The 20,302-nt window shown below is 71.3% G+C and carries 16 protein-coding genes and 1 pseudogene; 7 read left to right on the top strand and 10 right to left on the bottom strand.

The window, feature by feature from the left end; genetic code table 11:
• From BMY61_RS42295 to BMY61_RS42285, 3 genes are all read right to left on the bottom strand, one after another.
• Positions 1-1,103: zinc metalloprotease (locus BMY61_RS42295; protein ID WP_483316205.1), on the bottom strand; the 1,103-nt coding region annotated here is incomplete at its 3' end.
• A 137-nt stretch (positions 1,104-1,240) separates the two neighbouring features.
• Positions 1,241-1,459: a hypothetical protein gene (locus tag BMY61_RS42290; RefSeq protein WP_042461005.1), complete on the bottom strand. Its 219-nt coding sequence runs from the start codon at positions 1,457-1,459 to the stop codon at positions 1,241-1,243.
• A 172-nt stretch (positions 1,460-1,631) separates the two neighbouring features.
• Positions 1,632-1,892 (bottom strand): hypothetical protein, encoded by a 261-nt coding sequence (locus BMY61_RS42285; protein ID WP_236656681.1) that lies wholly within the window; start codon positions 1,890-1,892, stop codon positions 1,632-1,634.
• 705 nt (positions 1,893-2,597) lie between these two features.
• Between BMY61_RS42285 and BMY61_RS42280 the strand changes: the two genes are divergently transcribed.
• From BMY61_RS42280 to BMY61_RS42270, 3 genes are all read left to right on the top strand, one after another.
• Positions 2,598-2,963 (top strand): helix-turn-helix domain-containing protein, encoded by a 366-nt coding sequence (locus BMY61_RS42280; RefSeq protein ID WP_052439571.1) that lies wholly within the window; start codon positions 2,598-2,600, stop codon positions 2,961-2,963.
• A 210-nt stretch (positions 2,964-3,173) separates the two neighbouring features.
• Positions 3,174-3,830, top strand: coding sequence for a hypothetical protein (locus tag BMY61_RS46890; RefSeq protein ID WP_177240413.1), 657 nt, complete (start codon positions 3,174-3,176; stop codon positions 3,828-3,830).
• A gap of 299 nt (positions 3,831-4,129) precedes the next feature.
• Complete coding sequence (locus BMY61_RS42270; RefSeq protein WP_143094811.1) at positions 4,130-5,833, top strand: M50 family metallopeptidase; 1,704 nt, start codon at positions 4,130-4,132, stop codon at positions 5,831-5,833.
• A 120-nt stretch (positions 5,834-5,953) separates the two neighbouring features.
• Here the strand turns inward: BMY61_RS42270 and BMY61_RS42265 are convergent, their stop codons facing one another.
• Positions 5,954-7,744, bottom strand: coding sequence for an MOSC and FAD-binding oxidoreductase domain-containing protein (locus tag BMY61_RS42265; protein WP_042461014.1), 1,791 nt, complete (start codon positions 7,742-7,744; stop codon positions 5,954-5,956).
• 242 nt (positions 7,745-7,986) lie between these two features.
• Between BMY61_RS42265 and BMY61_RS42260 the strand changes: the two genes are divergently transcribed.
• A complete protein-coding gene (locus BMY61_RS42260) occupies positions 7,987-8,334 on the top strand; it encodes an MmcQ/YjbR family DNA-binding protein (protein WP_042461044.1) in 348 nt (115 codons plus the stop codon).
• 46 nt (positions 8,335-8,380) lie between these two features.
• On the opposite strand, the gene BMY61_RS42255 is transcribed toward BMY61_RS42260, so the two are convergent.
• Genes BMY61_RS42255 through BMY61_RS42235 form a run of 5 tightly spaced genes read right to left on the bottom strand, consistent with a single transcriptional unit; the run spans position 8,381 to position 14,912 of the window.
• Positions 8,381-9,388, bottom strand: coding sequence for an acetylxylan esterase (locus tag BMY61_RS42255; protein WP_042461017.1), 1,008 nt, complete (start codon positions 9,386-9,388; stop codon positions 8,381-8,383).
• A 21-nt stretch (positions 9,389-9,409) separates the two neighbouring features.
• A complete protein-coding gene (locus tag BMY61_RS42250; protein ID WP_042461047.1) occupies positions 9,410-11,797 on the bottom strand; it encodes a beta-xylosidase/alpha-l-arabinosidase in 2,388 nt (795 codons plus the stop codon).
• 8 nt (positions 11,798-11,805) lie between these two features.
• Complete coding sequence (locus BMY61_RS42245) at positions 11,806-12,639, bottom strand: carbohydrate ABC transporter permease (protein ID WP_042461020.1); 834 nt, start codon at positions 12,637-12,639, stop codon at positions 11,806-11,808.
• A complete protein-coding gene (locus BMY61_RS42240; RefSeq protein ID WP_082015707.1) occupies positions 12,639-13,571 on the bottom strand; it encodes a carbohydrate ABC transporter permease in 933 nt (310 codons plus the stop codon). The genes BMY61_RS42245 and BMY61_RS42240 overlap by 1 nt, the downstream gene beginning before the upstream one ends.
• 9 nt (positions 13,572-13,580) lie before the next feature.
• A complete protein-coding gene (locus BMY61_RS42235; RefSeq protein ID WP_042461026.1) occupies positions 13,581-14,912 on the bottom strand; it encodes an ABC transporter substrate-binding protein in 1,332 nt (443 codons plus the stop codon).
• A gap of 194 nt (positions 14,913-15,106) precedes the next feature.
• Here BMY61_RS42235 and BMY61_RS42230 point away from each other — a divergent pair, with 194 nt between their 5' ends.
• A complete protein-coding gene (locus BMY61_RS42230) occupies positions 15,107-16,126 on the top strand; it encodes a LacI family DNA-binding transcriptional regulator (RefSeq protein WP_236656682.1) in 1,020 nt (339 codons plus the stop codon).
• An 84-nt stretch (positions 16,127-16,210) separates the two neighbouring features.
• Positions 16,211-17,464 carry an FAD-binding protein gene (locus BMY61_RS42225; protein ID WP_280521073.1) on the top strand — a complete coding sequence of 418 codons (1,254 nt, stop codon included), beginning with the start codon at positions 16,211-16,213 and terminating at the stop codon, positions 17,462-17,464.
• Positions 17,465-17,567: 103 nt separating this feature from the next.
• On the opposite strand, the gene xylB is transcribed toward BMY61_RS42225, so the two are convergent.
• A complete protein-coding gene (gene xylB / locus BMY61_RS42220; protein WP_042461035.1) occupies positions 17,568-18,995 on the bottom strand; it encodes a xylulokinase in 1,428 nt (475 codons plus the stop codon).
• A gap of 133 nt (positions 18,996-19,128) precedes the next feature.
• On the opposite strand from xylB, the pseudogene xylA reads away from it, so the two are divergent.
• Positions 19,129-20,299: pseudogene (gene xylA / locus BMY61_RS42215) on the top strand (xylose isomerase).
• Positions 20,300-20,302: the final 3 nt, after the last annotated feature.

Below are 20,302 nucleotides of genomic sequence, written 5' to 3'. Positions count from 1 at the left end.
GTGCAGACCCAGGTGGTGACGATGACGCGGGCGGAACGCTTGAGGTCGGCGACCTCGGGCGGGGTGGGACGGCCCGGGACCATGCTGAGCACGATCGGGCGGATCTTGCCGTAGAGGTCGGGGATGCCGGCCAGGTCGCCGAGGATGTAGTAGCCGTCGAGGCGGACCGCCGGCATCAGCTGTTCGAGGACCTCGAAGTGGCCGAGGTAGACGGCGCTGAGGAAGAACGGCTGACCGGTCAGGAAGTAACAGCCGGTCAGGGCGAGCATGAAGACGACGTTGAAGTAGACCCCGCCGAGGTCGGTGCGGATCCGGCCGGCCCGGCCGATCCGGTAGACGTCGGTGACGTCGGTGTACATCGAGGGCCAGATCAGGAACAGGCCGCAGCCGATGCAGCCCGGTCTCGCGCCCCCGTAACGGCAGGCCGAGGCGTGCCCGAACTCGTGGAAGACCAGCGAGCCCACGGTCAGCGCGAAGACCACCAGCAGCAGCACGGGCTGGTCCAGCACGTGCAGCACCGGCGTCATCGCGCCGTAGTAGCCGAACAGCCACACGTCCATGGCGACCGCCGCGAACAGCACGGCCGCGACCACCGCGGGCCGGTGCAGCCAGGCCAGCGAACGCCCGATCCGGGCCACACGGCGCTCGTCGAACAGCACCCGGTGGCCCTTGAGGGCGAGCAGCAGGTCCGAACGCGGCGCGTCGACCTCGTCGTCCTCCTGGTCGTAGGGGACGCTGACGCCGAGCGGGATGAGCTTGTTCTCGATCAGGTAGGCGACGTTCTCCTCACTGACCTCACGCCCGAACAGGCCGCTGACCCGGTGCGAGATCCCCTCGGTGTCACGCTCCCCGTCGATCGCGCCCGCGACCAGGTGGAGCAGCCGGGACAACTGCACCACCTGACCGTCCCCACGGCGGGCGATGTACCGGGGCTCGTTGAACCCCGACCCCTGGTACTCGCCGTGCAGCCGCAACCCGGCCGAGAGCCGGGGAACGGGGAACACCGCCAGCGGGAGAGTCGGGTCGGGCAGGTACGAAGGTGGAACGTAGGTGGCAAAGCCACCAGGTCCAGGGACACAGGCCCCGTCCGCAGTCACAGTCATGCGGGTGTGCCGTCTCTCTCGCCGGTCGGTCGTCGGTCGGGTGTGCTGTCCCGGCTGCCCCGCCGGGGCCCGGCCGGCCCGCGGGCCATCGGCGTACGACCGATGGCACCTCGGACACGGCCGGGGCCGCAGGTCTGTTACTGGTGGATGCTGATGCACTGCGCGGCTTCGGAGGCGGCGGTGGCGCCGTCCGAGCCGAGGTTGAGCGCCAGCGAGTTGTTGTGGGCGTTGACGTGGGCGACGTGCTTGGTCACGTTGACCGTCTTGGTGAAGTTGAACTTCAGCCGACCCAGCGCCTCGCGGCCCGGCAGCAGCTCGGCGGACTCGGCGTCCAGCTCGTTGATGTTCATGCTCATGACAGTCTCCTTCGAAAAAGGGAAAGGTGGGCGACAGAGGACGCAAGCGTCCATGGAAGTTGGACGAGTCGTCCAATGTCGTTGGACAATAGCCCCGCCTCGCGACTACTTCAAGTAGCGATCAGTTGCCGTGCGTAATCGCCCTGGGGTCGAGGCGGCAGACGCGGCGTGGTCAGCCGGGATGGACGCTGAGGACCGCTCCGTCGATCTCGACACAACGGCCCGATGCGCGCTCCTGGCGCGACAGCTGAAGCAGGTGGTTGCGAAACACGGCCGCCTCGACCGGACTGAGGACAGCCGCAGCCAGGTCGAGGACCTTGCGCAGGCCATCGCCGGTGAGCGGCACCGGAAGGTCCCCGGTGAACAGGACCACCGACGCCCGCCGGCGATCCCGCACCAGGGCGGTAGCCGGACCTCCTTGCACGACCAGCACTTTTCTCCTTCGTAGCTCCGCCATGGCAGGGGAAGGGGATGCGCGGGGCGGGGACTTCACCGACGCCCGCGGTGCCACCACACCGTAGTCCCCGCCTCCGCCCCGACGCTCCTGAGGGCAGCCGATTCCCCCACTTGGCCCCCGAGTCGGACTCCCGCACGAACCACAGGATCTGACTGTCGGTCGGCCGGCCGACGGCGATCACCTTCCGTCATGGCCAACTACTTGCAGTAGCCGCCCCTCGGCCTCTAGTGTCCATGCTCGTTGGACGCAGCGTCCATCGCCATTGGACAGCCTGCTGTCCTCCAGGAAGCGAGCACCCATGTGAGCTTGGACATCCAGGAGCGCACCACCCAGTAGCACCACGGCACGACACGGCACCAGGACGGGTGCGGAAACCCCGCCTGGCTCGGGGCGACCCCGCGCGGCCCAGGACCGACGGACCACGCTGCGGAATTCCACCACGGCGCCGCTCTCCGCCCAGGACGCCGCTCCGCCCGTTCCACTCCCCTGCATGTGTACGGAACCGCTCGAATTGCCGTTCTGCCGGCACCGCAGCCGACAGCCGAATACACCTGACCGGCTGCTGCCACAGGAATGCGCTCGTTTCCGGGCGCGGACCCTCGGTGACGGCCGGTTCGTGCGTGGCCGCCAGGGAATTTCGGCACCGAGCCGCTCCGCCACAGGTCCCAACGGAGGAAAGAAATGCTGACCAACGAGGAAGCCGAGCGGGCGCGTGATCTTTTTCGCGCCGGGCATCCGTACGCCGAAATCGCCCGCCGCCTCGGTCGCGACAGGGCCACGATCCGCGCCTACCTGACCGGCCGCCGCACCGTCGGCGTCCGCCGGGGCCACCCCAACCCGCTGTCGCCCTACATCCCGTACTGCATCGAACGGCTGTCTCTGAACCCGCAGTTGACGGCCTCCACGCTCTACGGGGATGTGGTGGCACGGGGCTATCCGCAGAGCTACTCCTCCTTCACCAGGGCTCTGCGCTCCCTGGGCCTCAGGCCCGCCTCCCGTTCCCGCACCGGCGGCAGCCACCGTTTCGTGTGCTCGTACGAGTATTGAACCGGACGCGCCGAGAATCGATGAATCTCGCTGCACGACGGAAGGCTGGGAAAGATCCCGGTGCATCGTGTTGTCGGAGGTCAGGGCGGGCACGGAAGGCGTCAATGGCGGTCTGCAGCGAGGAAATTCAGCGATCGACGCCGACAACCGGGCTTTGAAATCTGCAGCCCTCTCCCGCTAGTTTTCTTCTCGGGGCATCCGCCGCAGGAATTGTTCACCGCATGGCCCTTCCTGCGGCTGTCCCGGATTTTCATTCCGTTCACCATTTACCCTACGGGAGTCGAAGCAATGATGTTCAGCACTGAAGAGCTCGAGGCCCAGAAGGCCGGCCTGTTGCCCGGCCGGGAGGCGCTCGGCGTCTTCAGGTTCCACTGCGGCGCCGGACACCCGGGCGACACCGACAACCGCTGCCACCACGGCCACGGCGGGGACGACCGGGGACATGACCGGGGCGGCGACCGGGGCCACGACCGCGGCGGCGACGACCGCGGGCACGACCGCGGCGGGGACCGGGGCCACGACCGCGGCGGCGACCGCGGCGGGGACCGGGGCCACGACCGCGGCGGCGACCGTGGCGGCGACGACCGCGGGCACGACCGTGGCGGGGACCGTGGCGGCGACGACCGCGGGCACGACCGGGGCGGCGACGACCGCGGACACGACCGCGGCGGGGATCGGGGTCACGACCGGGGCGGCGACGACCGCGGACACGACCGCGGCGGCGACCGGGGTCACGACCGGGGCGGCGACGACCGCGGACACGACCGCGGCGGCGACCGGGACCACGACCGCGGGCACGACCGCGGGCACGACCGCGGGCACGACCGGGACGACGACCGGGACCGCCGTTGGTTCCACCGTCGCTGACGGCGGAAGCCGCCGCATGCCCGGGGTGTCCGCCGTCGGCGGGCACCCCGGTGCTCGTTCCGGGTCTTGAACAGGCGTTCTGTGCCGCGTGGTGCCGAGTGCGCGCGGCGAAGGGGTGAGAAAACGTGAGCACAGATGTGGACCGCAGCGCGGCACCGCCCGGCAGGCATCGCAGGAGCACAGCGAAATCCCGACCTGCCCCGGATCCTGAGCCGTCGTCAGTCCCCGCCGGACTTGGCCACGTTCCGCGGAACACCGAGGGACTCGAGCTGCACGGCCGGTTCCACGGCGCGGGCTCCGTGGAACCGGTGTACACGGTGCGCCGCAGCGACGGCCAGGTCGTGGAGCTCTCCCAACTGCTGTACCACGTCGTGTGCGCCGTCGACGGCGTCCGCACGACCGAGCAGGTCGCCGCCCGGGTGAGCGCCAGCTACGGACGCGAATTGGCGTGCGAGGACGTGGAGTTCCTGATCGGCGAGAAGCTTCGACCGCTGGGCGTGACCGTCCTGGCCGGCGACGCGACGGCCGTGCCCGGCGACGCACCCTCCAGCGATCTGCTGCTCGGACTCAAGGGTCGCTCGACCCTGCTGCCACCCCGGGCGGTCTGGGCGCTGACCGGCCCGCTGACCGTGCTCCACTCTCCCTTCGCGGTCCTGCTGGTCCTCGCAGCCTTCGCCGTGGCGGACGGTTGGCTGTTCTTCGTCCATGGCGCCGTGTCCGCGCTGGCCGACGTCATGGACCAGCCCGGCGCGCTGCTGGCCGTGTTCGTCCTGGCTGTCGCCTCCCTCGTCTTCCACGAGCTCGGGCATGCCTCGGCCTGCCGCTACGGTGGTGCCCGACCCGGGCGGATCGGCTTCGGCATCTACCTGCTCTGGCCGTCGTTCTTCACGGACGTCACCGACATCTACCGACGCCCGCGGGCAGACCGCCTCCGCACCGACCTGGGTGGCGTCTACTTCAACGTCGTCTTCATGCTCGCCCTGTTCGCCGCCTACGCGGCCACCGGGCAGCCGTTGCTCCTGGCCGCGGTCTACCTCGGCCACTACGAGGTGCTGGAGCAGTTGATCCCGGTCGTCCGCCTCGACGGCTACTACATCCTGGCCGACCTGGCCGGCGTACCGGACCTGTTCGGGCAGATGCGACCGGTGATGCGCAGCGTCCTGCGACGCGATCCGACCGGCGTGTCCCACCTGACCCGACGCTCCCGGCTGCTGGTCACCGCGTGGGTGCTGGTGAGCACATGCCTGCTGATCTCCCAGATCGCCTCGACGCTGTACCACCTCCCGGGCATCATCATCCAGGCGGTCACGGCGCTCGCCGACCAGGCCAGGGTCATCCGTGGCGCCACGGCATCGGGTGACCTGCTCACCGCCTGCGGGGCGGCCGTCCGGTTCGTGTTCCTCCTGCTTCCGCTGGCCGCCACCCTCTACCTGCTGCTGCGCCTGGGCAAGTCCCTGCGCAGGAAGCTCGCCGCCAGCAGTCGGGCGAGGAACATCGCCTGGGCGCTGACGGTCGGTGCGGCGCTGGGCGCGGTCGCGGCCACCACAGCCTTGAGCCCTCGGTCCGCGCCGGGTCGGCAGCAGAGTGACCCGGTCCTCCACGCGTCGAGCCCCGGCGGCCCGGCGTCCGGCGCGCCGAAGCCGAGTGGCCCGACGAGCAGCGGATCCGTTCATCGCCACCCGGTGCCCGGCCGGCCGGCCCGCAGTTCTCCCGTCCGGTCCACGGCCACGCCCCACGGCGGCGGGGCCTCCCCCCACGCGCGGCTCTCCGCCCCGCCTGTACCGAGCGCGAGCACCGTGGCCTCCCCCGTGGAGCCGACCGCGTCCGCAGCGTCCACGATGTCGCAGTCCCCTGCTGCCACGACGCCGCCGACTCCGGGCGGCTCTGTCAGCCCCACTGCCACGACCGGCCGCTGGGGACGCCGCGGCCGACAGCACGGGTCGCCGGGCATGCCGGGGAACGGGAGCACCTCCGCCCGTTCCGGGACGTCCGGGCAGCCCTGAGGCTCACGCCGATCTGCCGTCACCGTCCCGGCAGCAGCCGGATGTCCGCACGTAGGGAGCTCCAGGTGGCAGAAGTCCTGCCTGCATCGGAGCCTGGCGCCCGACAGGGGCTGCGCTGTCTCACAGGTCCAGCACCACATCGGTCTGCGGCCGCGAGCAACACAGCAGCACGTTGCCCGGTGCCGGTTCCTCCACCGGCTCCGGGCGGTAGGCCACCGTGCCGGACAGGGCCGCAGTCTCGCAGTTGTGGCAGACGCCGGTCCGGCACGACCACCGCACCGGAACGTCACAGGCCTCGGCCAGCTCCAGCAACGTCGGTCCGTCGGCCCTCCACGGCACGGTCAGCCCGCTGCGGCTGAACGACACCGTTGCCCGCACAGGACCGTCACCCTGCCGGTCGGGTAGGTGCGGCGCGCGCTCCGAGCCGTCGGCCACGACACCGGGAGTCAAGCCGGCGGCCGCGCCGAAGGCCTCTGTGCGCACACGCGCCGCGTCCAGACCGCTGTCGGTCAGGGCCCGCAGCATGTCGTCCATGAAGGCCGCCGGCCCGCACACGTACGCCGTGGCGTCCGAGGGCAGGTCGAGCGTCCTGATCAGGTCCGCGGACAGCCGTCCCGCATCGGTGTAGTCCGAGCCCATGCGGTCGGTCGGCAGTGGCCGGCTGAAGCAGACGCGGACGCGGGCGTCGGAGAGCGTCGCCAGCAGTTCCCGCACCTCTTCGGCGAACAGCATGTCGGTGCTGTTTCGCGCCCCGTGCAGCCACCACACGTGGCGCTGCGTGTGCAGCGCCGCGAGTCGGTGGAGCATCGCCAGGACCGGTGTGATCCCGACCCCCGCAGATACCAGGACCACCGGTTCGGGGCCTTCGGCCAAGGTGAACCCGCCTCGGGGCGCGGCGACCTCCACTTCGAGACCCGCGGTCGCGTGGTCGTGCAGCCAGCCGCTTGCCGCGCCCCGGGGTTCGCGCTTCACGCTGATGCGGTAGTCGGCCGAGCCCGGCGCTCCGGACAGGGAGTAGGTGCGGATCAGGGGCCCGTCCGCATCCTCCCGAGGAAGACGCAGCGTGATGAACTGCCCGGCCGACGCGGCAGGCAGTGCTGCGCCGTCCAAGGCCTCCAGCGTGTACGAGGACACGGTGTCGCTCTCCACCCGGACCCCCGACATGCGCAGGCGCCGGAACCCGGTCCACGCGGGCGCTGGACCGGCCGCGGCCGCCGTGAGCCCCACGTTGCCGCCGCCGACAGCGCCTCCAGCGCCTCGCGCGTTCTCCACGTTCTCCAGCAGGGCCTTGAACGAGCCCTTCCATCCGGGGCTGAGCGCCTCGATCCGTAGCGCCCGCTCCAACTGCTCCCTGGGGTGACCGGGCAGGTAGAGCAGAGCGTCGATCTCCGCGACGCTCATCGTCCCGGGCCCTGTCCTGAGCCGGACGATCTCGTCCCCGGCCTGCACGGTGCCCTCTGTCAGGACTCGGAAATAGAAGCCCGGTCTGCCGTGAGACACCAGCAGTGCGGCCATGCGCGGCTCCTGCAGCCGCAGCCCGACGCGGTAACAGGTGACCCTCGGCTGCGTGACCTCGAACACCGCGTCACCGATGCGGTACCGGTCCCCGATGCACACCTCGTCGTCCGGGAGCCCGTCCACGGTGAAGTTCTCGCCGAACTGCCCCATCACGAAGTCGTCGCGTCCCAGCTGCTCCTGCCAGTACCGGTAGGAGTCCAGCTGGTACACCATCACGGCCCGCTGCTCGCCTCCGTGTCCGGCAAGGTCGCCCTGTCCGTCGCCCTCGACATTGAGCCGGCGCACCGGACGGGGGCCGGCCACGGGATGCTTCCAGACACCGGTATGCACGGTCTTGCCCTGCCATGCCACGTCCTGGGGCAGGCCGACGTTCACCGACACCAAGGTGGCCATCCGACCACCCCCGTTCAGGCGAGAGCAGTAACAGCTGTCAGGCTAGCCTGCCCAGCCGACCGCGCAATTCGAGGCGCTCGGACACGAACCTGGGGCGCAACCGCTGGTAACGGTGCAGTGGCGTTCGGTCGATCAAGCCCGGACGTGGAGCGTGAGCCGGTGGCCGTCGAGGTCGGCGAAATCGGCGAGGGCGCAGGTCCAGCCGTCCGGTCCGTCGAGGCCACGGCACTAGGGTGGCGAGCATGGTCGATGCCGATGATGTCCGCCGTATCGCGTTGTCCCTGCCGGAGACCGTGGAAAAGGAAGCGTGGAGCATGCCCACGTTTCGGGTCGCCGGGAAGATGTTCGTCACGGTTCCGGACGACCAGACGTCATTCGCCGTGCGGTGTCCGAAGCATGATCGGGCGGAGTTGATCGCTGCGGAGCCGCGGAAGTTCTGGGTGCCGCCACATGAGGCGTCTTCCGCTTGGGTGCGGGTACGGCTCGGCGCCCTGGACGGCAGTGCCGAGCTCTACGACATTCTGGTGGACTCCTGGAAGCAGGCCGCACCCGAACGGCTCGTGGAGAACTTCAGCCCGGAAAGCGGCTGACGGGCTTCCCCGCCGCAAGCGCCGCCCTTGACCACACGGCCTCGGGCTAGACCTGGCCGATCTGCGTACGGGTGTGCCGCGCACTGTCCGCGGGGCCGAGGCGCTCGGTGAGGAAGTCCAGGGCGCCCTGGTCGTCGTCCGGTCCGCCCGCCTCGTGGCCGTTGTAGCGCCAGACCGCGATCGCCTTGGGTCCGGCGTACGCGTGGTACGCGGCGAACACGGTCGAGGGCGGTACGACCGCGTCCATCAGCGCGGCCGAGAAGCGGGCCGGGGCGGCCGCCCTGCGGGCGAAGTTGACGCCGTCGACGTAGGAGAGGGTGCGCATCACGCGGTCCTCCTGGTCGCGGTGGATCGCGAGGTAGTCCGCGATCTCGCGGAACGGCAGGCTGTCGGTGACCGTCACGGCCCGGGGGAAGTCGCACAGGAACGGCACGTGCGCGACGAGCGCCGCCACGTCCGGGACCAGGGCGGCGACGGCGAGCGCGACGCCGCCGCCCTGGCTCTGGCCGACCACGGCCACCCGGCCTGGGGCGACGCGGTCCAGCCGTCGGGCGGCGTCGACGGCGCGGACCGCGTCGGTGAACAACCGGCGGTAGTAGTAGGCGTGCGGCGAGTCGATGCCCCGGGTCATCACGCCGGGGGCCTGCGGCCCGGCCGGGCCGGAGTCGGGGGTCGCGCCCCGGCTCCAGCCCGAGCCCTGCCCGCGCGTGTCCATCTGGAGGTGGGCGTATCCGGCGGACGCCCAGAGCAGGTTCTCCAGCACGTGCCCCCGACCGCCGCCGTAGCCGACGTAGTGGACGACGACCGGCAGCGGGCCGGTCGCCGTCCGCGGGAGGCGCAGCCACGCCCTGACCGGCTCCCCGCCGAAGCCGGGGAAGGTGACGTCGAAGGTGTCGACGGTGCTCAGCCCGGTACGGACCGGCTCCACCACGACCTCGCCGCCGCACGAGCGGGCCTCGGCGAGCGTCTCCTGCCAGAAGGCGTCGAAGTCGTCCGGTTCGGTCTGGCCGCTGCGGTGGCGCCACAGGTCGGCCTCGGGGAGGTCGGTGAACACGTGCGTCCGTCTCCTTGTGCGTCAGTCCTGGTCGGCGGCGGCCACGGTGATGGCGGGGTGCAGCCGGCGGGTGTGGTCGACCTCCCGGACCGGGCCGGTCAGCCGCAGCGGAACGGTCATCCGGTGGTCGGTGCTGCTGGCGGAGATCCGCAGTTCCAGCTCGCCGGGCTCGACGATGCGCCGGCCCTCCCGGCCGGTGAAGGAGGCGAGGTCCGCGGGCAGTTCGAGCAGGACCCGGCAGGCCTCCCCGCTCTCGAGCGGGAGGCGCCGGTAGCCGACGAGCCGCTGCACCGGCTGCACCACGGAGGCGACCGGGTCGTGCAGGTAGAGCTGCACCACCTCGCAGCCCTGCCGGTCACCGACGTTGCGGACCTCGAACGCGATCCGGAAGCTGCCGTCGGTGCCGGTCTCCGCGACGTCGACCTCGAGCCCGGACCACGCGAACTGCGTGTAGCCGAGGCCGTGCCCGAACCCGTAGGCGGCGGTGGTGCTGGTGCTGGAGACGTCGCTGTCCTGGGCCAGCCGGGCGGCCAGGTAGGTGGAGGGCTGGACGCCCTTGTGCCGCGGCACGCTGACCGGAAGCCGGCCCGACGGGTTCACCCGCCCGCTGAGCACCCCGGTGATCGCCTCGGTGCCCGCCTCGCCGGGGAAGAAGGACTGCACGATCGCCGCGGCCTCCGTGGCGGCGCGACCCAGTGCGTACGGACGGCCCGCCAGCATGACGAGCACGACAGGCGTGCCGGAGTCCAGCAGCGCGTCGAGCAACTGCTCCTGTACTCCAGGCAGTTGCAGCGATTCGGCATCACATCCCTCGCCGCTGGTGCCGCGGCCGAACAGTCCGGCCCGGTCCCCGAGGGCGAGCACCACGACATCGGCGCCGCCGGCCGCCGCGACCGCTTCGGCGAAACCGGCGGTGCTGTCGCCGTCGACCGTCGCGCCGAGCGCGGTGACGATCTCGGCGTCGGGGAACTCGGCCGTCAAGGTCTCGCGCAGCGTGGGCAGTTCGATGCCGGTCGGGATCTCGGGGTGTTGCGAGCCGACGTGCACGGGGAAGGAGTAGCAGCCCAGGACGGCCGTCGGGGTGTCGGCGTTGGGGCCGATCAGGGCGATCCGGCGGGGGCGGTCGAGTGGCAGGGTGCCGTCGTTGCGCAGCAGCACGACGGCCTGCTCCGCCAGCTCGCGGGCGAGGCGCCGGTTGGCGGGCCGGTCCAGGTCGACGCTGCCGCGCAGCGCGTCGGGAGCCGCGTCGAGAAGGGCGGGGCCCGCGCCGGAGAGCGCCTGCGGGACCGGGTTCCAGTCGGGGTCGAGCAGGCCGAGCTGCGCCTTCTGGACCAGGATCCGGCGCAGGGCGCGATCGATCAGTTCTTCGGGGACGGCGCCGGACTCGACGGCGTCGAGCAGCGGCCGGCCGAAGGTCTTGACGGTCGGCAGTTCGATGTCGACGCCGCTGGCGAGGGCGAGGCCTGCAGCGTCGGACCAGCTCCCGGCGACGCCGTGCAGCAGCTTGAGGAAGGCGATGCCGAAGTAGTCCGCCACCACCGTGCCGTCGAAACCCCAGGTGTCCCGGAGCAGGCCGGTCAGCAGCTCGCCGTCGGCGGCGGAGGGGATGCCGTCGGTGTCGGTGTAGGCGTGCATGACCGAACGCGGTCGGCCCTCGCGCAGCGCCATCTCGAACGGGGGAAGGATGACGTCGGCGCGCTCGCGCGCGCCCATGGTGACCGGCGCGAGGTTACGTCCGGCCCGCGAGGCGGAGTAGCCGGCGAAGTGCTTGAGCGTGGCGACGATGCCGGCGGACTCCAGGCCCTGCACATAGGCGGTGGCGACGGTGCCGACGAGGTAGGGGTCCTCGCCGATGGTCTCCTCGACGCGGCCCCAGCGGGCGTCGCGCACCACGTCGAGCACCGGGGCGAGGCCCTGGTGGACGCCGACGGATCGCATGTCGGTCCCGATGGCCGTGGCCATGGTGCGCACCAGCTCGGGGTTGAACGCCGCGCCCCAGGAGAGCGGGACGGGATAGGCGGTGGCGCCCCAGGCCGCGAACCCGGCCAGGCACTCCTCGTGGGCGACCGCCGGTATCCCGAAGCGGTTGGCGGCAGCGATGCGCTGCTGGGAGCGGGCCAGCGAGAGCGCGCCGACGGCGGCGTCCACGGGCACGGTGCCGAAGGGCCGGGTGAGCTGGCCCAGGCCGTGCGGCAGCAGCTCGTCGAGGTCCGGGGGCTCCTCCATCTCGTGCTGGTGCGGGGCGACCTCGCCGCCCTCGTCGGAGGCGCCCACCCAGACGCCGACCAGCTGGGCCGTCTTCTCCCGCAGGGTCATCGCGGCGATCAGGGCGTCGGCCCTGGTCGCGGGGTCGAGCGAGACGTCCCGCCACACAGCCGTGGCGAGCTCGGTCCCGACGGTGGGGTTCATGTTGCCGGTCACTTTCCTCCGACCCCCATGAGCCCCTGGACCAGGGCGCGGCGGGCGAACAGGTAGACGACGAAGATGGGGAGCATGGAGAGCACGACGGCGCTGAGCAGTCCGGGGACGTCGACGCCGTGCTCGGTCTGGAAGTTGTACAGACCGAGGGTGATCACCTTGGTCGAGTCCGACTGGGTGAGGATGAGCGGGAAGAGGAAGCCGTTCCAGGCCTGGAGGGCCGAGAAGACGACGATGGAGGAGAGCCCGCCCTTGGACAGCGGCAGGACCAGCTGCAGGAAGACCCGCCAGGGGGAGGCCCCGTCCATCGCCATGGCCTCGTAGAGGTCGGGGGTGATGTCGCGCATCGCCCCGGTCAGCACCAGCGTGCACACCGGCAGCGAGAACGCGGCGGTGGGCAGGATGACGCCGATCAGGTGGTCGTAGAGCCCGGCCTGACTGATGACGTAGAACATCGGCACGATCACCGCCTGCGCGGGCACCGCGAGTCCGAGCAGGAAGACCCGGAACACGACGGCGATCGTCCGACCCTGGGCGCGCACGATGGCGTAGGCCAGAGGCGGCACCACCAGCAGCACGATGCCGACGACGCTGACGGTGACGATCAGGGTGTTGAGGAAGTCCTGACCGAAGCCGTTGGAGAAGGCGTTGAAGTAGTTGCTCAGGGTCAGCTGCGAGGGAAAGCTCAGCGGGCCCTGGGTGGAGTAGTCGGAGGTGGTGCGCAGGGTCGCGATCAGCAGCACGTAGAGCGGCACGCCGACCAGGGCGAGCCAGATCAGGGAGCCCAGTCCGGCGGCGTAGTTGGGTCGTTGGGCGTTGGGGCGCTGCCGCATCAGATCCCCTCCGCCGTGCTGCTCATCTTCCCGTAGCCGGTGATCCGGACCACGGCCAGCGAGATGAGGGTGGCGACGACGACCAGGACCAGCGCGATGGCCGAGCCGGCGCCGAAGTCGAACTCCTTGAAGCCCTGCTGGTACATGTAGTAGGCGCTGACCGTGGTGTCCGTGCCGGGTCCGCCCTGGGTCAGGATCAGCACCGTGTCGAACGTGGTCAGACCGCCGACGACCATGAGGATCACCGAGGTGATCATGGTGTTGCGCAGCTGCGGCAGGGTGATGTGGAAGAACTGCCGCACCGTGCCGGCCCCGTCGATGGCGGCGGCCTGGTAGAGCACCTGCGGGACGGCGCGGGCCCCGCCCTGGTAGAGCAGCGCGTGCAGGGGCGTGAACTGCCACATCCCCACGAAGGTCAGCACCGCGATCGATCCGGCCTGGCTGCCGAGCAGGTTGCCGTTGCCGAACAGCCAGGGCAGCTGGCCCGGGATGCCGAAGTTGGGGTCGAGCAGGGCGCGCCACAGCACCGAGACCGCGGTCGCGGAGAGCAGCAGGGGGACGAAGAAGATCGCCGACAGCACGGCCCGGTTGCGCTGGGGTCCGGCCGCCCAGACGCCCAGCAGGATGCTGACGGGCGTCTGCGTGACGACCCCGAGCACGGTGAGCAGCAGGGTGAGCCAGATGCTCTGGGTCATCACCGGGTCGTTGATCAGCTTGGTCCAGTTCGCCAGGCCGTTGAAGTGCGGCGAGCTGATGCCGTCCCAGCTGGTGAAGGACAGCACCGCGACCAGCACCAGCGGGAGGATCGCGAACAGCAGGAAGAAGACGGTCGCGGGTACCGCCCAGGCGAAGCCCGGGCGGGTCACCCCGACGCCGGCCCGGCGCGCCCTGCGGCGACGGACGGACACGGCTGCGAGAGAAAGAGCGGTCATCGGTCCCACTCAGGAGTTGGAGAGCGACTGCATCGCCTGGATGAAGCCGTTGGCGTCGGTCTTGCCGTCGAAGAACTCCTGGACGGCCGTGTGGATCGGCGTGGTCGCCGCCGGCGGGTAGGCCTGGTCCCAGGACAGCTGGAACGAGGGAGCCGTCTTGACCAGGTTGAACTGGAACTGCGAGTAGGCCGGGCTGGCCGAGGTGGCCAGGAAGTTGGCGGTGTTGGTGGTGGTCGGCAGGTTGCCGATGCCGAGCTGGGCCTTCACGAACTCGTCGGAGTACATGAGCTTGAGGAAGGCCGCCACCGCGTCGGGGTGCTGGGTCTTCTTCAGCACGGAGTAGAAGTTGTTGGTGTTGCCGACGACGTCGTTCGGGTCGCCCTTGCCGCCGCTGACGGTCGGGAAGGCGCTGTAGCCGAGGTCGTTCTTGGCGAAGTCCGGGTTGCCCGACTGCTGGGTGGAGTACTCCCAGGAGCCCATCAGCTCGAAGGCGGCCTTGCCCTTGGCCAGCAGCGCCGGGGAGCCGCCGTCGGTGAACTTCACCGAGTCGAAGTTGCTGCCGAAGGCGCCGGCGTCGATCAGCTGCTTCAGCATGCCCAGGGCCTTGACGCTGTCCGGGCTCGCCCACGCGCTCTTGTCGCCGGAGAGCGCCTTCTGGAACAGGTCGGGCCCCGCGACCCGGTCGAAGACGTACTCGAACCACATCAGGGTGGGCCACTGGTCGGCGCCACCGAGGGCGATCGGGGTCAGGCCCTTGGCCTTGAGCGCCTTGACGTCGGCCAGCAGGTCGTCCCAGGTCTGCGGGACGCTCAGACCGGCGCTCGCCAGGACCTGCTTGTTGTCGAAGAGCAGCACGGGCTGGGTACCGCGCATCGGGATGCCGTAGGACTTGCCGTCGATCACGGCGGTGTTGAACACGGACGGGAGGAAGTTCGACTTCAGCCCCGGGTCCTTGGCGATCATGCTGTCCAGCGGCAGCAGCAGGTTGTCCTTGACGTAGGGCGCGATGCTGCCGCCGCCCCAGTTGAAGAAGATGTCCGGGGCCTGCGGGGTGTTGATGATCGTGTTCAGCTTGGACTGGTAGTCGGCGCCGGGGATGGTGTCCAGCACCGCCTTGACCTTCGAGGTCTTGTTGAAGGTGTCGACGATCTGCTTCTCGACCGTGTTGCCGGCGTCCCCGTAGACGAGGACGTGGATCGTCCCGGAGTCGGCGGACGCCGAGGTCGAGCCGCTGGACCCGCACGCGGCGGTCAGACCGAGCACCAGCGCGGTCGTTGCCGCTATCGCGGCGAATCTGTTCCGGCTCGCACGGCTGCGAACGGTCACGGGAAGAGAGGTCATGGCTTGCCACTCCGTCGATAGTTTCGAAGAGATTGCCGAATGATGCGGGAAACTTAGGCGTAACATCGACCACCGTCAAGGGTTCGGAAGGTCTCGGTTCGGACGTACCGACGAAGGCCCCGACCAGCTAGCATCCGTCCCGTACCGCGCAACGACTGCGTACTTCGCACACCAGGGCAGCACAGGAGGGGCTCGTGACCAGAGCGGCGACACTCGCCGAAATCGCGCGCGAGGCAGGGGTGTCGACACCGACTGTTTCGAAGGTCCTCAACGGCCGCGCCGACGTCGCCCCCGCCACCAGGGAGCGGGTGGAGGAACTGCTGCATCAGTACGGCTACCAGCGGCGACGCTCCAACAGCGCCCCGTCCAGCCCGTTGCTGGAGCTGGTCTTCCACGAGCTCGAGAGCGCCTGGGCGATGGAGGTCATCCGGGGCGTCGAGAACGTGGTCCGCGAGGAGGGCCTGAGTGTCGTCCTGTCGGAGTCCTCGGGCCGCCTCAGTCTCGGGCAGTCCTGGATGGACGGAGTGCTCGCCCGCCGCCCCACCGGCGTGGTCCTGGTGCTCTCCGGCCTCGACAGGGCCCAGCAGGCGCAGCTGACCAGTCGCGACATCCCGTTCGTGGTGATGGACCCGGCCGGGGACCCCGGTCAGGAGGTGCCGGCGGTCGGGGCGACCAACTGGAACGGCGGCCTCGCCGCCACCCGCCACCTGCTCGAACTCGGCCACCGGCGCATCGGCGTCATCGCGGGGCCGCGCCGGATGATGTGCAGCGTCGCCCGCATCGACGGCTACCGGGCCGCGCTGGAGACGGCCGGCGTCCCCTTCGACCCCGCTCTGGTGCGCGCGGGCGACTTCCACCACGACACCGGCTACCGCGTCGGCCTGGAGCTGCTGCGCCTCAAGGACCGGCCCACCGCGGTCTTCACCGGCAACGACCTGCAGGCGCTCGGCCTCTACGAGGCCGCAAGGGAGTTGGGGCTGCGCATCCCGGAGGATCTCAGCGTCGTCGGCTTCGACGACCTGCCCCTCGCCCGCTGGGTCGGCCCACCGCTCACCACCGTGCGCCAGCCGCTGACGGAGATGGCCGAGGTCGCCACCCGCATGGTGATCGACCTCGCCCGCGGCAACCCGCCGTCCGCGCTGCGCGTGGACCTGGCCACCACCCTGGTCGAGCGCAGCAGCACGGCCCCGCCCCCGGCCGCCGCCGGCGGCTGAGCCGTCGAGGCTTTCGAAATTTTCGACATCGCGGGGTGCGCGGTTCCGGTCGGACCCCCGGACGAGAGAGGCGCACGTATGCGCATGCGCAACTGGGCTGGCAACGTCGTCTTCGGAGCGACGCGGATCCACCGGCCGCGGTCGGTCGACGAGGCCCGACAGGTCGTCGCCACTGCCGACCAGGTCAAGGTGCTGGGCAGCGGTCACTCCTTCAACCGCATCGCGGACACCGCGGGCGACCTGGTGCTGCTGGACGAGCTGCCGCGCCGACTGGAGGTCTCCGCGGGGCAGGGCACGATCACCGTCACCGGTGGCATCCGCTATGCGGAACTCGCCCGCGAGCTGCAGGCCCGCGGCCTCGCGCTGGCCAACCTGGCGTCGCTGCCGCACATCTCCGTGGCCGGGTCGTGCGCGACCGGAACCCATGGTTCGGGGGACGGCCTGCAAGGACTCGCCTCGGCGGTGTCGGCGGTGCGGCTGATCACCTCGGACGGTGAACTGCTCGACCTCACGCGCGCCGACGATCCCGACCGTTTCGCCGGGGCGGTCGTGGGCCTCGGCGCACTGGGCGTCGTCGTCGACCTCACCCTCACGGTCGAGCCGGCCTTCGAGGTGGCCCAGTGGGTCTACGACGACGTGCCGCTGGACCGGATCGCCGACGGGTTCGACGAGGTCTTCGGCGCCGCCTACAGCGTCAGCGCCTTCACGAACTGGAGCGACGACACCGCGAGTGTGTGGGTCAAGCGCCGCACGGATCGCGAGGACCGTGCCCACCCGGGAGGGCGATGGCTGGACGGCCGCCTCGCCGACGGTCCGCGCCACCCGGTGCCGGGCATGTCTCCCCGGCACTGCACGGAACAGCTCGGCGTCCCCGGCCCGTGGCACGAGCGGCTGCCCCACTTCCGGCCCGACTTCACCCCGAGCGCCGGCGAGGAGCTCCAGTCGGAGCTCCTGCTGCCGCGCGAGGCGGCACCCGAGGCCGTCGCGGCGATGCGCGCGCTCGGCCCGCGCATCGCCCCGCTGCTGCTGACGTCCGAGATCCGCACCGTGGCCGCCGACGACCTGTGGCTGAGCCCCGCCTACGGTCGCGACTGCGTCGCCGTCCACTGCACCTGGCGTCCCGCGACGGAAGAGGTGCGGCAGGCCGTGGCCCTGATCGAGGCCGAACTGCTGCCGCTGGGCGGCCGTCCGCACTGGGGCAAGCTCTTCGAGCTCCGCCCCGAGGCGGTCGGCGCCCTGTACGAGCGCGGCGAGGACTTCCGCCGCCTGGCGGCGGCGCTGGACCCGCGCTCCGCGTTCCGCAATCCGTTCGTCGAGGCGGCCTTCCCGCAGCCGTGAGCGGAACAGGCCGCCGCCCAGCGACCTCAGGGCCCGACCGCATCGACCGCATCGACCGCGTCGACCGGTCGTCGAGGACCGCGGACCGGGCCCACGGCCCGGCTCAGCCGACATGACCGGACTCGAGGAGTCCTCCGGCACGCCGAAGGGTGTCCCCGATCCGCTCCAGCGCCTCGGTGTCCCTCGCGACCGGCTCCAGCAGCGGGCCGTCCGCAGTGCGCCAGCGCCGGGCGACGGTCCCGGCGCTCTCCTTCGTCAGGAGCCCCGCCGCCTGGGCGGCGGCACCGAGCGCGACGAGCTCCTGCGCTGCCGGGATCTGCACCGGTCGCCCGGAGAGTCGCCGGACGGTCTCCTGCCAGGCCCGGCCCTGAGCGCCGCCGCCGATCAGCAGCAGGGGCCGCGACTCGTCGGCGGCCTCACCGCCCGCACGCAGCACCTGGTCGAGGGCGGCCAGCAGGGAGTAGGCGGCCCCGTCGTAGGCGGCCTGGAGCAACTGGCCGGGCGTGGTGTCGTGGCGCAGACCGTGGACGAGGCCGCTCGCGCCCGGCAGGTTGGGGGTGCGCTCGCCGTCCAGGAACGGCAGCACGACAGCGGTCCCGCCCGGCTCCACGTCCTGGCGGTCGCGCCCCAGGAGGGCGGCGAACCGGTCGACGGCGAGCGTGCAGTTGAGGGTGCAGGCCAGCGGGAGCCAGCCGTCGAGCGCGTCGGCGAAACCGCACACCGTGCCCGTCGTGTCCTTCGGCCGCCCCCTGGTGACGGCGTAGACCGTTCCGGAGGTACCGAGGCTGAGCACGGGCGTGCCCGCCTCCAGGCCGAGGCCGAGGGCCGCCGCCATGTTGTCGCCCGTGCCGGCCGCGACCAGCGCGCCTGCGGGAAGCGGCCCGCCCGCCCGCGTCCGCCCGACCGCCCGCCCCGACGGCACCACGGCCGGGAGCAGTGAGGGGTCGAGGCCGATCCGCCCGAGCAGCTCGGTGTCGTAGCCGTCCGGGGTCCACCAGCCGGTGCCCGAGGCGTCGCCGCGGTCGGTCGTGGCCTCGCCGGTGAGCCGCTCGGTCAGGTAGTCGTGCGGCAGCCGGACCGCCGCCGTACGTGCGGCCGACTCGGGCTCGTAGGCGCGCAGCCAGGCCCACTTGGCGGCGGTGAAGGACCCGGTGGGGACGCTGCCGGTCCGCTCGGCCCACCGGTCCGCGCCGAGCTCCCTGACCAGCGCGGCGGCCTGCGGGGCGGAGCGGACGTCGTTCCACAGCAGTGCGGGACGCACCGGCCGCCCGGCCGCGTCGAGGGTGACCAGACCGTGCTGCTGTCCGGCGACCGAAACCGCCTCCGCCTGCGCGGACCAGCCCGTGGCGGCGACCGCCTCGCACAACGCCTGCCACCACTGCTCCGGGTCACTCTCCCGGCCCGGCCCGGTGCTGACGTGGTGCGCGGCCCGGCCCTGCCCCAGTACTCGTCCCGTGTCCGCATCGACGGCCAGCGCCTTGGTGGCCTGGGTCGAACTGTCGATGCCGATGACAACGCGTGGCGCACCCATGCTTGCTCTCCTGCTGCCGTGTCCTGGCTCCTCGGTCGCGGGACGGCGACCGGGCCGGCGGAGGGGCTTCCCCTCGCGCGCCTCGGCATACTAATTTGTTTTTCGCCATAACGAATAGAGACTGGAGTCACAGATGGGCAGCGACCTGCTGGTTCCCACCCCGGCGCACAAGTTCACCTTCGGCCTGTGGACCGTCGGCTGGCAGGGGCGCGACCCGTTCGGCGACGCCACCCGCCCGGCCCTGGACCCGGTGGAGTCCGTGCAGCGCCTGGCCGAGCTCGGCGCCTACGGCGTCACCTTCCACGACGACGACCTGATCCCCTTCGGCGCCTCCGAGGCCGAGCGCGAGGCCACCGTCAAGCGCTTCCGGTCCCCTCGACGCGAGCGGCCTGCGCGTGCCGATGGCCACGACCAACCTGTTCACCCACCCCGTCTTCAAGGACGGCGCCTTCACCGCCAACGACCGCGACGTGCGCCGCTACGCCCTGCGCAAGACCATCCGCAACATCGACCTCGCCGCCGAACTCGGCGCGACCGTCTACGTCGCCTGGGGCGGACGCGAGGGCGCCGAGTCCGGCGCCGCCAAGGACGTCCGGGTCGCCCTGGACCGGCTCAAGGAAGCCTTCGACCTGCTCGGCGAGTACGTCGAGACCCAGGGCTACGACCTGCGCTTCGCCATCGAGCCCAAGCCCAACGAGCCGCGCGGCGACATCCTGCTGCCCACCGTCGGCCACGCCCTGGCCTTCATCAACTCCCTGGAGCGCCCCGACCGCGTCGGGGTGAACCCCGAGGTCGGCCACGAGCAGATGGCCGGGCTCAACTTCCCGCACGGCATCGCCCAGGCCCTGTGGCACGGCAAGCTCTTCCACATCGACCTCAACGGCCAGTCCGGCATCAAGTACGACCAGGACCTGCGCTTCGGCGCCGGCGACCTGCGCCAGGCCTTCTGGCTGGTCGACCTGCTGGAATCGGCCGGCTACGACGGCCCGCGCCACTTCGACTTCAAGCCCCCGCGCACCGAGGACCTCTCCGGCGTCTGGGCCTCCGCCGCCGCCTGTATGCGCAACTACCTGCTGCTCGCCGAACGCGCCCGCGCCTTCCGCGCCGACCCGGACGTCGTCGCCGCGCTGACCGCCGCCCGCCTGCCCGAACTCGCCCTCCCCACCGCGCAGGACGGCCTCGCCGGTCTCCTCGCCGACCGGGACGCCTTCGAGGACTTCGACGTCGACACCGCCGCCCGCCGCGGCATGGCCTTCGAGGTCCTGGACCAGCTCGCCATGGAACACCTCCTCGGCGCCCGCTGAACC

The organism is Streptacidiphilus jiangxiensis (genome assembly GCF_900109465.1).
In the GTDB taxonomy this organism is placed as follows: domain Bacteria; phylum Actinomycetota; class Actinomycetes; order Streptomycetales; family Streptomycetaceae; genus Streptacidiphilus; species Streptacidiphilus jiangxiensis.
The sequence above is the reverse complement of the archived record's forward strand: the minus strand, read 5'-3'. Positions and strand labels throughout refer to the sequence as shown.

Bases quoted from the DNA above. Each gene is read 5' to 3' on its own strand.
- BMY61_RS42290 (WP_042461005.1), bottom strand. From the start codon at position 1,459: ATGAGCATGAACATCAACGAGCTGGACGCCGAGTCCGCCGAGCTGCTG.
- BMY61_RS42280 (WP_052439571.1), top strand. From the start codon at position 2,598: ATGCTGACCAACGAGGAAGCCGAGCGGGCGCGTGATCTTTTTCGCGCC.
- BMY61_RS42265 (WP_042461014.1), bottom strand. From the start codon at position 7,744: ATGGCCACCTTGGTGTCGGTGAACGTCGGCCTGCCCCAGGACGTGGCA.
- BMY61_RS42260 (WP_042461044.1), top strand. From the start codon at position 7,987: ATGGTCGATGCCGATGATGTCCGCCGTATCGCGTTGTCCCTGCCGGAG.
- BMY61_RS42250 (WP_042461047.1), bottom strand. From the start codon at position 11,797: ATGAACCCCACCGTCGGGACCGAGCTCGCCACGGCTGTGTGGCGGGAC.
- BMY61_RS42245 (WP_042461020.1), bottom strand. From the start codon at position 12,639: ATGCGGCAGCGCCCCAACGCCCAACGACCCAACTACGCCGCCGGACTG.
- BMY61_RS42240 (WP_082015707.1), bottom strand. From the start codon at position 13,571: ATGACCGCTCTTTCTCTCGCAGCCGTGTCCGTCCGTCGCCGCAGGGCG.
- BMY61_RS42235 (WP_042461026.1), bottom strand. From the start codon at position 14,912: ATGACCTCTCTTCCCGTGACCGTTCGCAGCCGTGCGAGCCGGAACAGA.
- BMY61_RS42225 (WP_280521073.1), top strand. From the start codon at position 16,211: ATGCGCAACTGGGCTGGCAACGTCGTCTTCGGAGCGACGCGGATCCAC.
- xylB (WP_042461035.1), bottom strand. From the start codon at position 18,995: ATGGGTGCGCCACGCGTTGTCATCGGCATCGACAGTTCGACCCAGGCC.